Below are 13403 nucleotides of genomic sequence, written 5' to 3'. Positions count from 1 at the left end.
CGATGTCCGCAAAGGGAGACCCCCGATGAGTTATTTCCTCGATCGCTTGCAGTTCTTCAAGCGTGACCCCCAGACCTTTGCCGATGGCCACGGATTCGCCAAGAGCGAAGGCCGCGACTGGGAAAACAGCTACCGCGCCCGCTGGCAGTACGACAAGATCGTGCGTTCCACCCACGGCGTGAACTGCACGGGTTCGTGCAGCTGGAAGATCTACGTCAAGAACGGCCTGGTCACGTGGGAAACCCAGCAGACCGACTACCCGCGTACGCGCCCGGACCTGCCCAACCACGAACCGCGTGGCTGCCCGCGTGGCGCCAGCTATTCCTGGTACCTGTACAGCGCCAACCGGCTGAAGTACCCGCTGATCCGCGGCACGCTGCTGCGCCTGTGGCGCGAGGCGCGCAAGAGCAAGGGCCCGGTCGATGCCTGGGCCAGCATCGTGGAGGACAAGGAGAAGGCGCGTTCGTACAAGACCCGCCGCGGCATGGGCGGCTTCGTGCGCCTGCAGTGGGAAGAGGCCAACGAGATCATCGCCGCCTCCAACCTGTACACGGTGAAGCAGTACGGCCCGGACCGCGTGGTCGGGTTCTCGCCGATTCCGGCGATGTCGATGGTGTCCTATGCAGCCGGTGCGCGTTACCTGTCGCTGCTGGGCGGCGCCTGCCTGTCCTTCTATGACTGGTACTGCGATCTGCCGCCGGCCTCGCCGCAGATCTGGGGCGAGCAGACCGACGTGCCCGAATCGGCCGACTGGTACAACAGCCGCTACATCATCGCCTGGGGCTCGAACGTGCCGCAGACGCGCACGCCCGACGCACACTTCTTCACCGAGGCGCGCTACAACGGCACCAAGACGGTGGCGATCTGCCCGGACTATTCCGAGCTGGCCAAGCTGACCGACCATTGGCTGCACCCCAAGCAGGGCACCGATGCGGCGCTGGCCTTCGCCTTCGGCCATGTGATCCTGCGCGAGTTCCACGTCGATTCGCCCTCGCAGTATTTCCAGGACTACTGCCGCCAGTACTCGGACATGCCGATGCTGGTGCGCCTGGAACGCCGCGACGACGGCCGCCTGGTGCCGGGCCGCTTCCTGCGCGCCAGTGAACTGGGCGGGCTGGGCGAAGCCAACAACCCGGACTGGAAGACGCTGGCCTATGACGAGACCAGCGGCCAGATCGTGGTGCCCAACGGCTCGATCGGCTTCCGCTGGGGCGAGAAGGGCAAGTGGAACATCGAGGAAAAGGAAAGCAACGGCGCCGATACGCGCCTGCGCCTGAGCCTGGCCGATGGCCATGAGGGCATCGAGGCGGTGAGCTTCCCGTACTTCGGTGGCATCGAGACCGACGGCTGGACCGCCGCGCCGGCCGACGACGTGCTTGAGCGCAACATCCCGGTGTGTCGCCTGGCCCTGGCCGAGGGTGGCGAAACCCTGGTGGCCACGGTCTACGACCTGCTGCTGGCCCAGTACGGCGTGGACCGTGGCTTTGGCGGCGGCAACGTGGCATCGAGCTTCGACGACATGGTGCCGGGCACCCCAGCCTGGCAGGAGCGCATCACCGGCGTGTCGCGCGCCGAGGTGATCGAGATCGCCCGCGAGTTCGCACGTACCGCCGACAAGACCCATGGCCGTTCGATGATCATCGTCGGCGCCGGGATGAACCATTGGTTCCACAACGATATGAACTACCGCGGCCTGATCAACATGCTGATCATGTGCGGTTGCGTGGGCCAGACCGGTGGTGGTTGGGCTCACTACGTGGGCCAGGAGAAGCTGCGCCCGCAGACCGGCTGGCAGCCGCTGGCGTTCGGCCTGGACTGGAGCCGCCCGCCGCGCCACATGAACGGCACATCGTTCTTCTACTTCAACACCGGGCAGTGGCGCTACGAGAAGCTGCAGGTGGACGAGCTGCTGTCGCCGCTGGCGGATGCCAGCAAGTACAGCGGCAGCCTGGCCGACCTGAACCTGCGCGCGGTGCGCATGGGGTGGTTGCCGTGTGCGCCGCAGCTGGACCGCAATCCGCTGCAGCTGGTACGTGAGGCCGAAGCGGCGGGTGTTGCCCCGGCCGACTACGCGCTGGGCAAGTTCAAGGACGGCTCGCTGGACTTCGCGTTTGCCGATCCGGATGCACAGCAGAACCACCCGCGGATGATGTTCATCTGGCGCTCGAACCTGCTGGGTTCCTCGGGCAAGGGCCACGAGTACATGCTGCGGCACCTGCTGGGTACGCGCCATGGCCTGCAGGGCAAGGACCTGGGCGAGATGGGGGCGATCAAGCCGGAGGAAGTGATGTGGCGTGACGAGGCACCGGAAGGCAAGCTGGACCTGCTGGTCACGCTCGACTTCCGTATGTGCACCACCGCGCTGTACTCGGACATCGTGCTGCCCACGGCCACCTGGTACGAGAAGGACGACCTCAACACCTCGGACATGCACCCGTTCATCCACCCGCTGTCGAAGGCGGTGGATCCGGCCTGGGAATCGCGCAGCGACTGGGAAATCTTCAAGGAAGTCGCCCGCGCCGTGAGCGAGATGGCGCCGGGCGTGCTGGGCGTCGAGAAGGACCTGGTGCTGGTGCCGACCCTGCACGACACCCCCAACGAGCTGGGCATGCCGTTCGGCGTGGCTGATTGGAAGAAGGGCGAGTGCGAGGCCATTCCGGGCCAGACCATGCCGTCGATGACGGTGGTGGAGCGCGACTACCCGAACCTGTACCGCAAGTTCACCTCGCTGGGCCCGCTGCTGGACAAGCTGGGCAACGGCGGCAAGGGCATGAGCTGGGACACGAAGCACGAAGTCGAATTCCTCGGCAAACTCAACCACACCGTGCACGACGCGGGCGTGAGCCAGGGCCGCCCGGCCATTTCGACCGCGATCGACGCGGCCGAGGTGATCCTGCACCTGGCACCGGAAACCAATGGCCACGTCGCAGTGAAGGCCTGGGAATCGCTGGGCACGTTCACCGGCCGCGAGCACACCCACCTGGCGGTGGGCAAGGAGCACGAGGCGATCCGCTTCCGTGACATCCAGGCGCAGCCGCGCAAGATCATCTCCTCGCCGATCTGGTCGGGCCTGGAAGACGACAACGTCAGCTACAACGCCGGCTATACCAACGTGCACGAGCTGATTCCGTGGCGCACGGTGACCGGTCGCCAGCAGTTCTACCAGGACCACGAGTGGATGATCGACTTCGGCGAGGCCTTCATGGGCTACCGGCCGCCGGTCAACACGCGCACGGTGGAGCCGCTGCTGAACCAGCGCCCGAACGGCAACAAGGAGATCGTGCTGAACTGGATCACCCCACATCAGAAGTGGGGTATCCACAGCACCTACAGCGACAACCTGATCATGCAGACGCTGTCGCGCGGTGGTCCGATCGTGTGGATCAGCGAGGACGACGCGCGCAGCGCCGGTATCGTCGACAACGACTGGATCGAGCTGTTCAACGTCAACGGTGCGATCGCCGCGCGTGCGGTGGTCAGCCAGCGCGTGATGCCGGGCATGGCGATGATGTACCACGCCCAGGAACGCATCATCAACGTGCCGGGCTCGGAGATTTCCGGGACCCGCGGCGGCATCCACAACTCGGTGACCCGCATCGTGCTCAAGCCCACCCACATGATCGGCGGCTACGCGCAGCTGGCCTACGGTTTCAACTACTACGGCACCTGCGGTACCAACCGCGACGAGTTCGTGATCGTGCGCAAGATGGACAAGATCGATTGGTTGGACGATGAACAAGGAAGTTCGAGTGTCGCGGGCGCAGGACGCGCAGGAGCGACCGATGAACAGCCCGCTGGCGCTTCGGCATCGGCCAGCAAGGAGGTGGTGTGATGAAGGTCCGTGCACAGATCGCGATGGTGCTGAACCTGGACAAGTGCATCGGCTGCCATACCTGCTCGATCACCTGCAAGAACGTCTGGACCTCGCGCGAGGGCGTCGAGTACGCCTGGTTCAACAACGTGGAAACCAAGCCGGGCATCGGTTACCCGAAGGAATGGGAAAACCAGGACAAGTGGAACGGCGGCTGGGTGCGTACCCGCGCCGGCAAGCTGGTGCCACGCGCCGGTGGCCGCTGGCGCATGCTGGCCAAGATCTTCGCCAATCCGGATCTGCCGCAGATCGACGACTACTACGAGCCGTTCGATTTCGACTACCAGAACCTGCACACCGCTAAGGACAGCCAGCACCAGCCCACCGCGCGGCCGCGTTCGCTGATCAGTGGCGAGCGCATGCAGAAGATCGAGTGGGGCCCGAACTGGGAGGAGATCCTCGGTTCTGAGTTCAGCAAGCGCTCGCGCGACTACAACTTCGACCAGGTGCAGAAGGAGATCTACGGCGCCTTCGAGAAGACCTTCATGATGTACCTGCCGCGCCTGTGCGAGCACTGCCTGAACCCTGCGTGCGTATCGGCCTGCCCGTCGGGTGCGATCTACAAGCGCGAGGAAGACGGCATCGTGCTGATCGACCAGGACAAGTGCCGCGGCTGGCGCATGTGCGTGTCGGCGTGCCCGTACAAGAAGATCTACTACAACTGGAAGAGCGGCAAGTCGGAGAAGTGCATCTTCTGCTACCCGCGCATCGAGATGGGCGAGCCGACCGTGTGCTCGGAAACCTGCGTGGGCCGCATACGCTACCTGGGTGTGATGCTGTACGACGCCGACCGCATTGCCGAGGCGGCTTCGGTGGCCGCCGAGAAGGACCTGTACCAGGCCCATCTGGACATCTTCCTGGACCCGAACGATCCGGCGGTGATCGCTGCCGCGCGCAAGGAGGGCATCCCGGACAGCTGGCTGGACGCGGCCAAGCAGTCGCCGGTGTACAAGCTGGCGATCGACTGGAAGCTGGCGCTGCCACTGCACCCGGAATACCGCACGCTGCCGATGGTCTGGTACGTACCGCCGCTGTCGCCGATCCAGTCCGCCGCCGAGCGTGGCCGCGTGGGCATGAGCGGCGAGCTGCCGGACGTGGCTTCGCTGCGTATTCCGATGCGCTACCTGGCCAACCTGCTGACGGCCGGTGACGAGGCGCCGGTGGTGCGTGCGCTGGAGCGGCTGATGGCGATGCGTGCCTGGCGCCGGGCCAAGAACGTGGACGGCGTGGAAGACACCGCCGTGCTGGAACAGACCGGACTGAGCATCGCCCAGGTGGAAGAGATGTACCGCTACCTGGCCATCGCCAACTACGAGGACCGTTTCGTGATTCCGACCGGCCACCGCGAGTACGCCAACGATGCCTTCGGCGAGCGCGGCGGCTGCGGCTTCACCTTCGGCAACGGCTGCAATGGTGACAGCCCGGCCGATCTGTTCGGCCAGCGCAAGAGCACCACCTTCGTGGTGGACAAGGGGCCGAACCACCGCCGCAAGGAGGTGGTGTGATGAGCGTGCTCAAGCTGGTCGGGGTGCTGCTGGATTACCCCCGTGAAGAACTGTGGCAGCACGGCGAGGAACTGCTCGCCGCCTGCGACGACCCGGCGCTGAACACCGCCCGCCGCCAGCAGCTGCGCAGCTTCGTGCAGCAGCTGCTGGACACCGATGCGCTGGATGCGCAGGCGGCGTGGCTGGCCAGTTTCGACCGCGGTCGCTCGATGAGCCTGCTGCTGTTCGAACACATCCATGGCGAGTCACGCGACCGCGGCCAGGCCATGGTCGATCTGGTCGAGACCTACCGCCGCAACGGCTTCGAACTGGATGCGCGCGAGCTGCCGGACTACCTGCCGCTGCTGCTGGAGTTCCTGGCCCATCGCCCCGGCAGCGAGGCCCGCGAGTGGCTGCACCACATCGGCCATATCGCAGGGATGCTGGCGGCGCGTGCCGCCGAGCGTGAGCTGCCGCACCGCGTGCTGTTCGAGATCCTGGTCGAAGCCGGTGATGGCAAGGCCGATCTGCAGGCGCTGCGCCAGCGTGCCAGCGAGGAAGTCCGCGACGATACCGCCGAGGCCATGGACCGCTTGTGGGAGGAGGAGGCGGTGCGCTTCGGCGCCGAAGCCCCCGCCGAAGACTGCAAGCCGCCCGTGCGTTCGCCGGCCCGTCCTTCGCATCGAGAGGTCCAGCCATGAGTTACTCCCTGCATCAATTCGCCTTCCAGTACTACCCGTACATCGCCGTGGCGGTGCTGCTGATCGGCAGCTGGGCCCGCTACGACAAGGCCATGTACACCTGGCGCACCGGCTCCAGCCAGATGCTGTCGGACAAGGGCATGCGGATCGGCAGCAACTGCTTCCACATCGGCATCCTGGCCATCCTCGGTGGCCATCTGGTCGGCCTGCTGACCCCGCATGCGGTGTACGAGCACTTCATCACCTCGTCGCAGAAGCAGATGCTGGCGATGGTGGTGGGCGGCGTGTTCGGCGCGCTGTGCTTCATCGGCATCAGCATCCTGCTGGTACGCCGCTTGTTCAATGCACGTGTACGTGCCACCGGCAGTTTCGGTGACACGCTGGTGCTGGTGCTGCTGTTCGCCCAGCTGTGCCTGGGCCTCTACAGCATCCGCATCTCGTCCGGCCACCTGGACGGTGGGGTGATGGTGCAGCTGGCCGAATGGGCGCAGCACATCGTGACCTTCCGCGCCGGTGCCGCCGACTACATCGAGGGCGTCAGCTGGGTCTACAAGATGCATATCTTCCTGGGCCTGACCCTGTTCCTGATCGCGCCGTTCACCCGCCTGGTGCACGTGTGGAGCATTCCGATCAGTTACCTGTGGAGGCCGTACCAGGTGGTGCGCCGCCGCCAGGCCACGCTGCGCTACGGTCCGCGGGAGTAAGCCATGGGCAACCTGCCGAAATTCCTGCCGATCACCGTGATCGACTCCGCCGCACCGGTGCCTGCCGAGGCGCATTCGCATCACCACGACGCGGCGGAGCAGGGGCCGCGCTCGCTCGGGCAGCCGGCACCGTGCCGGCTGTTCGTGGACGAGACCGCGATCAGCGAGGCCGACATCGCCCGCGAGATGCAGCACCACCGGGCGATGCGCCCGGAACAGTCACGCGCCGAAGCGGCGCGTGCACTGGTGGTGCGCGAGCTGCTGCGTCTGGAAGCGCAGCGGCTGGGCCTGCAGGCGCCGGAGGGCAACCGGGTCAGCGACGAGGAAGTGCTGATCCAGCAACTGCTGGAAGACGCGATCGAAGACCGCGTGCCGACCGATGAGGACTGCCGCCGCTACTTTGAACAGAACCCGGAGCGCTTCCGCTCGCCCGATCGCGTGCGCCTGCGCCATATACTGCTGGCGGCGCCGGCCGACGACGTGGCCGGGCGATTTGCCGCACGCACCGAAGGCGAGCGGCTGGTCGGACTGCTGAAGGAGTCGCCGCACCTGTTCGCCGATTTCGCCCTGCGTCATTCGCGCTGCCCCTCCAGCAGCGAGGGCGGTGACCTGGGCTGGTTGCAGCGCGGGCAGACCACGCCGGAGTTTGACCGCCAGGTGTTCCGCCTGCGCGAGGGCCTAGCCGGTTTCCCGGTGGAATCGCGCTGGGGCTACCACGTGGTCTGCGTCGATGCCCGCGAGGAAGGCCAGCCGCAGCCGTTCGAGGCGGTGCTGCCGCAGCTGCGTGATTACCTGGAACTGCAGGTACGCCAGCGCGAGGTGCAGGCCTACCTGCTGCAGCTGCAGGAACGCTACCCGGTGCGCGGGCTGGACGAGATCGAAGCCGACGCGGATATCGGCTGACCCCCATTGAACGAGGAGACCCCATGAACCAGGCCCTTGCCCCCGCCAGTGCCGGGCAGCAGCAACGTGCGCTGTGGCTGAGCACGTTTGCCTTCACCGTGTGCTTCGCGGTGTGGATGATCTTTTCGATCATCGGCATCCAGATCAGCCAGCAGCTCGGTTTGAATGACACCCAGTTCGGCCTGCTGATCGCCACGCCGGTACTGACCGGTTCGGTCAGCCGCGTCTTCCTCGGCATCTGGTCCGACCAGTTCGGTGGCCGCAAGGTGATGGTGCTGGTGATGCTGTGTGGCGCCGTGGCCACCTGGATGCTGACCTATGCGCAGACCTACACCCAGTTCCTGATCGCCGCGCTGTGCGTGGGCATCGCCGGCGGCAACTTCTCGGTGGGCGTGGCCTACGTGTCGAAGTGGTTCCCGGCCAGCAAGCAGGGCACTGCGCTGGGCATCTTCGGTGCCGGCAACATCGGCTCGGCGGTGACCAAGCTGTTGGCGCCGCTGGTGATGGTGGCCGCGGGTTGGACCATGGTTGCCAAGGTCTGGGCGGTCGCGCTGGCGGTCACGGCGGTGCTGTTCTTCCTCTTCAGCAAGGAAGATCCGTCGCTGGAGCAGCGCCGCCGCGAGGGCGTGAAGCCGGTGCCGTTCGCCGAGCAGATGGCACCGCTGAAGAACCTGCAGGTGTGGCGGTTCTCGCTGTATTACTTCTTTGTGTTCGGTGGCTTCGTGGCTCTGGCGCTGTGGCTGCCGCACTACCTGGTGGGCGCCTACGGCATGGACGTGGGCCACGCGGGCATGCTGGCGGCGTGCTACTCGATCCCGGCCAGCCTGTTCCGCGTGGTCGGTGGCTGGATGTCGGACCGGATGGGTGCGCGCCGGGTGATGTACTGGACCTTCGGCGTGTCGGCCATCTGCACCTTCCTGCTGGCCTACCCGGATACCGAGTACGTGGTGAAGGGCATCCATGGCCCGATCCACTTCCATCTGGCCATCGGCGTGGTGATGTTCACCGTGCTGGTGTTCGTGCTGGGCTTCTTCATGTCGCTGGGCAAGGCCGCGGTCTACAAGCACATTCCGGTGTACTACCCGCAGCACGTGGGTGCGGTGGGCGGTGTGGTCGGCATGATCGGCGGCCTGGGTGGCTTCATCCTGCCGATCGTGTTCGGGGCATTGAACGACGCCGTGGGCATCTGGAGCAGCTGCTTCATGCTGCTGTTCGTGCTGGTGGCGGCTGCACTGGCGTGGATGCACTTTGCTATTCGCCGCATGGAGCGCCGTCACTTCCCGCAGATCGACCGCGAGACCGACCTGCCCGAAGCCATTGATGCGGCCGCCGCCGAGCGGGTACGCGGCGGGTGAACGGGGTTGCCGGCCAGCGGCCGGCACTACCGGGTAGCGGGTGAGAGGGTAGTGCCGGCCGCTGGCCGGCATGAACCGACCGATGCGCCACGCTTGATTTCAATCAGGGCCACGCGAAGAGGAACGCCCGAAGATGTGTGCCATGAGCTTCCACGTCGATGAGAGTGAGGACACTGCGCTGCAGGCGGCATTGCTGCGGCAGCCCCGGCATGTGCTGTTCCCGGCGGCTGACCAGTTCAGCACCGGGTTTGGCGAAAGCGGCTGGCGCGCCGCCGTGCGCGCCAGCAACGAGCACCTGATCCCGCGTGGCTTGACGCTCGGCTTCCAGGCCGGTCGTGGTGGGCGCGATGTGCCGCCACAGGCGTATCTGGACACCTTGCTGCTGGCCCTGCAGCTGCAGGCCGATGCCCTGGCCGAGGACCGCGAAGTGGTGGCGATGGTGTTGCAGCTGGGATTGGCCGAGACGTTGCCGCCGCCGCAGCTGGGCCAGCTGCTGGACGCCGTGCCGCAGCACCTGCGCACCGTGGCGCGCCCGCAGGTGGAAGTGCGGCTGGACGCGGGTAGTGCGCTGTCGCCGGCGCAGCTGCGCGCGGTCGGTTGCACCCGCCTGAACGTGATCGACCGTGCCGATGCGCCGGGGCCGACCCTGCTGGCACAGGCGCGACAGGTGGGCTTCACCGCGCGCTACTACCAGCTGCGCGTGCCCGCCAGTGAGGACACCGGCTTCATCGAACGTCTGCATGAGGTGCTGGCCGAAGCGCCTGAGCGCATCCTGCTGCCGGCACCGTGCGCGCTGCCACGGGATCCCTCGGCGGCGCACTGGCTGCAGGCCTGGCGCCTGCTGCGCGATGCCGGCTACGAGCCGATCGGTGGCGATCACTATCAACGCGGCGACCTGCCGAACCCGCATGGGCCGGGTGACGGCCAGCGCCACTGCGACCTAGCCGGCGTGCCACGCCGCGACCGCAGTGATTTCATCGGGCTTGGCCTGTCCGCCTGCAGCCAGATCGGCGAAGTGTTCTACCGGCTGGAGGACGAACTGGGCGAATGGCGGGCGCGATTGCAGTCCGGTCACATGGGCGTTGCCGCGGGCCTGATCCTGTCCGAGGACGAGCGGATGGCGGCCGAGGTGGCACAGAGCATCGCCTGCGACCATGCGCTCGATGCGGCCGCCTTCGAGTGGCGCAATGATGAACCGTTCGAGGAATGCTTCGCCGAACAGCTGCCGGCGCTGTCGCCGTTGCTGGCGCGCGGTTGGGCACACTGGGATGCACGCGTGCTGCGGCTGGCCGAAGAAGGCCGCCTGCTGTGGCGTATGATGGCCGCATGCTTCCGGCCGGCGGCCGCCATCGCTTGAGTCCTGCCTCGATGTCTTCGAATCCGCCTTCCCAGGGCCGTCTCGGCCGGGCCACGCCGAACCCCGCCGCCGCCGATGATGGCGACGCGCTGCACTTCTGCAGTACCTGTGCATTTTCCGATGCCTGCATGTCACAGGGTTACGACAAGACCGCGCTGGGCGACCTGCACGTACTGGTCGACCACGTCGGCCCGTTCCATGCGAGTGACTACATCTTCCGCGCCGGCGAATCGTTCGATTCGATCGCCGCGGTACGCGCCGGCATGGTCAAGACCTTCGTCGATGACAGCCAGGGCAACGAGCAGGTGCTGGGCTTCAGCCTGCCGGGCGAAGTGATCGGCCTGAATGCGATCCACGGCTCGCGCTTCCCCTGCAATGCGGTGGCGCTGGATACCGTGCACCTGTGCCGCATTTCGTTCCCCAAGCTGAGCCTGTTGGCCACGCGCATGCCGGGGCTGCAGGCCAAGCTGTTCAGCCTGCTCAGTGCGGAGATCGGCAAGGTCGCCACGCTGGCCGCGAATCACCGTACCGAAGAGCGCATGGCGGCCTTCCTGCTGGACATGTCCGAGCGTTACGCGCGTCGTGGATTTTCAGCCACGCGCTTCAACCTGACGATGGCGCGTACCGAGATTGCCAACTACCTGCGGATGGCGCCGGAAACCGCCAGCCGCGTGCTGCGCCGCCTGAGCGATGATGGGATCATCGCGGTGAAGCAGCGCGAGATCCTGCTGCTGCAGCCCGAGCGCCTGGCGGCGCTCGCGGTGGCCGACGAATCCGATCCGAACTGAACCTGGCCGGGAGCCGACGATGAAGCGAGCTGGACTGTTGTTGCTGGGACTGCTGGCTGCGATGCCGGCCTGGGCGGCCGAGCTGACGGTGTCGGCGGCATCGAGCCTGACCGAGAGCTTCCGCGAGCTGGGCACCGCCTATGAGAAGGCGCACCCGGGGACCAAGGTCGATTTCAACTTCGCCGCGTCCGGCGTGCTGCTGCAGCAGATCAGCCGTGGCGCACCGGTGGATGTGTTCGCGTCGGCCGATGAAACCACGATGGACCAGGCCCAGCAGCAGGACCTGCTGGCTGCCGGCACCCGCGAGGTGTTCGCGGTGAACGCGCTGTGGGTGGTGGTGCCGCCGCAGGCCAAGGCCGCGCCGCGTAGCTTGAAGGACCTGGCCGGTGCCGGTGTGCAGCGCATCGCACTGGGCAACCCGGACAGCGTGCCGGTCGGCCGCTATGCCAAGGGCGCGCTGGAAGCGGCGGGCCTGTGGCCGTCGGTGCAGGGCAGGGTCATCACCACGCAGAACGTACGCCAGTCGCTGGACTACGTGGCGCGCGGTGAAGTGGATGCCGGCTTCGTCTATGCCACCGATGCGCAGGCGATGCCCGACCGCGTGCGTCGTGCCTTCGCGGTGCCGGTGGCGGGGCGCATCGCCTATCCGCTGGCGGTGACCAAGGCCAGCGCGCAGCCGGCCGAGGCCAAACGCTTCGCCACCTTCGTGCGTTCGACGCAGGGCCAGGCGATCCTGGCCAGGCACGGGTTCGGCAAGCCCTGAGGCATGGATCTCGACTGGAGCGCGCTGGGGTTGTCGCTGAAGGTGGCCGGTTGGGCCACCGCGATCAATCTGGTGCTGGGCGTGGCACTGGGCGCGCTGCTGGCGCGTCGGCGCTTTCCCGGCCGTGAGCTGCTGGATTCGCTGCTGACCCTGCCAATGGTGTTGCCGCCGACGGTGCTGGGCTATTACCTGCTGGTGCTGATCGGCCGTAACGGACCGATCGGTGCGTGGTTGCAGTCGTGGTTCGGCATCAACCTGGTGTTTACCTGGCAGGCGGCGGTGATCGCTGCGGCGGTGGCCTCGCTGCCGCTGGTATTCAAGCCGGCACGCGCGGCGTTCGAGGAAGTGGACGGACAGCTGGAACAGGCCGCACGTACGCTCGGTGTGTCCGAAGCGGCGGTGTTCTTCCGCATCACGCTGCCGCTGGCCTGGCGCGGCATCCTCGCCGGCCTGCTGCTGGCGTTTGCCCGTGCGATGGGTGAGTTCGGTGCCACTTTGATGGTGGCTGGCAGCATTCCGGGCCGCACGCAGACATTGTCGATCGCCATCTACGAGGCGGTGCAGGCCGGTCAGGACGGCAAGGCCAACGCGCTGGTGATCCTGACCTCGGTGGTGTGCATCGTGATCCTGCTGCTGGCCGCACGGCTGGTGGGCGGGCGTCGCCGGGAGCTGCGTGATGTGGCTTGACCTGCAGGTGCAGCGCCGACTGCAGGCGGCCGGCCAGGATTTCGTGCTGGACGTAGCTTTGCAGTGCACGCAGCGGCAGGTGGTGCTGTTCGGGCCCTCGGGCGCGGGCAAGAGCCTGACCTTGAAGGCGGTGGCCGGGCTGCTGCGGCCGGGCCAGGGCCATGTGCGCCTGCAGGGGCAGACCCTGTTCGATGCGGCCGCCGGCGTGGATCTGCCGCCGCAACGCCGCCGGCTGGGCTATGTCTTCCAGGACTATGCGCTGTTCCCACACCTGAGCGTGCGCCAGAACGTGGCGTTCGGTCTGGAGAAGGGGTGGTTGAATCCGCGGATCGGCCAGCGCTTCGATGCGGTGGAGCAGTGGTTGCACGCATTCCGCATCGACGCGGTCGGTGATCTGCTGCCGTCGCAGATATCCGGGGGACAACGCCAGCGCACGGCATTGGCGCGCGCGCTGGTGACGCAGCCGCAGGCGCTGTTGCTGGATGAGCCGTTCTCCGCGCTGGACCACGACCTGCGCCAGCACCTGCGCCAGGAGCTTGAGACGGTGCTGGACAATACTGGCATTCCGTTGCTGTTGATCAGCCACGACCCGCAGGATGTGGCCATGTTCGGCCAGCAGGTAGCACGCGTGGTGGATGGTCGTATCGTCGGCGGTTGACCCGCGATGGACGCAAGGGCGATGGAAGGCTACATCTGATGGTAGTGCCGGCCGCTGGCCGGCAGCCATGGAATCCGGAGCAGCCGGCCAGCGGCCGGCTCTACCGGTTCAGGAGTTCCGCGACGCTCAGGC

Annotated in this window: 11 protein-coding genes; all 11 read left to right on the top strand. The window is 66.7% G+C overall.

The window, feature by feature from the left end; genetic code table 11:
* Nucleotides 1-25: 25 nt before the first annotated feature.
* The 11 genes from MG068_RS11765 (at nt 26) to MG068_RS11715 (ending at nt 13271) form a co-directional block, all read left to right on the top strand.
* Nucleotides 26-3832, top strand: a complete 3807-nt coding sequence (locus MG068_RS11765; protein ID WP_132810266.1) for a nitrate reductase subunit alpha — start codon at nt 26-28, stop codon at nt 3830-3832.
* Nucleotides 3832-5376 (top strand): nitrate reductase subunit beta, encoded by a 1545-nt coding sequence (narH, locus tag MG068_RS11760; RefSeq protein ID WP_012511273.1) that lies wholly within the window; start codon nt 3832-3834, stop codon nt 5374-5376. Before MG068_RS11765 ends, narH begins: the two co-directional genes overlap by 1 nt.
* Nucleotides 5376-6056: a nitrate reductase molybdenum cofactor assembly chaperone gene (narJ, locus tag MG068_RS11755; protein ID WP_006371182.1), complete on the top strand. Its 681-nt coding sequence runs from the start codon at nt 5376-5378 to the stop codon at nt 6054-6056. Before narH ends, narJ begins: the two co-directional genes overlap by 1 nt.
* Nucleotides 6053-6760: a respiratory nitrate reductase subunit gamma gene (gene narI / locus MG068_RS11750; RefSeq protein WP_010485313.1), complete on the top strand. Its 708-nt coding sequence runs from the start codon at nt 6053-6055 to the stop codon at nt 6758-6760. Before narJ ends, narI begins: the two co-directional genes overlap by 4 nt.
* Nucleotides 6761-6763: 3 nt before the next feature.
* Nucleotides 6764-7663 (top strand): peptidylprolyl isomerase, encoded by a 900-nt coding sequence (locus tag MG068_RS11745; RefSeq protein ID WP_132810265.1) that lies wholly within the window; start codon nt 6764-6766, stop codon nt 7661-7663.
* Nucleotides 7664-7686: 23 nt separating this feature from the next.
* On the top strand, nt 7687-9018 hold the full coding sequence (locus MG068_RS11740) for an MFS transporter (RefSeq protein ID WP_049401266.1): 1332 nt from the start codon (nt 7687-7689) through the stop codon (nt 9016-9018).
* A 142-nt stretch (nt 9019-9160) separates the two neighbouring features.
* A complete protein-coding gene (locus tag MG068_RS11735; RefSeq protein ID WP_132810264.1) occupies nt 9161-10375 on the top strand; it encodes an oxygen-independent coproporphyrinogen III oxidase in 1215 nt (404 codons plus the stop codon).
* 11 nt (nt 10376-10386) lie between these two features.
* Nucleotides 10387-11163: a helix-turn-helix domain-containing protein gene (locus MG068_RS11730; RefSeq protein ID WP_132810263.1), complete on the top strand. Its 777-nt coding sequence runs from the start codon at nt 10387-10389 to the stop codon at nt 11161-11163.
* A gap of 19 nt (nt 11164-11182) precedes the next feature.
* Nucleotides 11183-11926: a molybdate ABC transporter substrate-binding protein gene (gene modA, locus MG068_RS11725; RefSeq protein ID WP_132810262.1), complete on the top strand. Its 744-nt coding sequence runs from the start codon at nt 11183-11185 to the stop codon at nt 11924-11926.
* A gap of 3 nt (nt 11927-11929) precedes the next feature.
* Entirely contained in the window at nt 11930-12613 is a 684-nt protein-coding gene (gene modB, locus MG068_RS11720; RefSeq protein ID WP_006371078.1) for a molybdate ABC transporter permease subunit, read from the top strand.
* Nucleotides 12603-13271, top strand: coding sequence for an ATP-binding cassette domain-containing protein (locus MG068_RS11715; RefSeq protein WP_132810261.1), 669 nt, complete (start codon nt 12603-12605; stop codon nt 13269-13271). The genes modB and MG068_RS11715 overlap by 11 nt, the downstream gene beginning before the upstream one ends.
* Nucleotides 13272-13403 lie beyond the last annotated feature (132 nt).

It is taken from the genome of Stenotrophomonas sp. ASS1 (genome assembly GCF_004346925.1).
Taxonomy (GTDB): Bacteria; Pseudomonadota; Gammaproteobacteria; order Xanthomonadales; family Xanthomonadaceae; genus Stenotrophomonas; species Stenotrophomonas maltophilia_A.
This window is presented reverse-complemented; position numbering and strand designations above follow the sequence as displayed.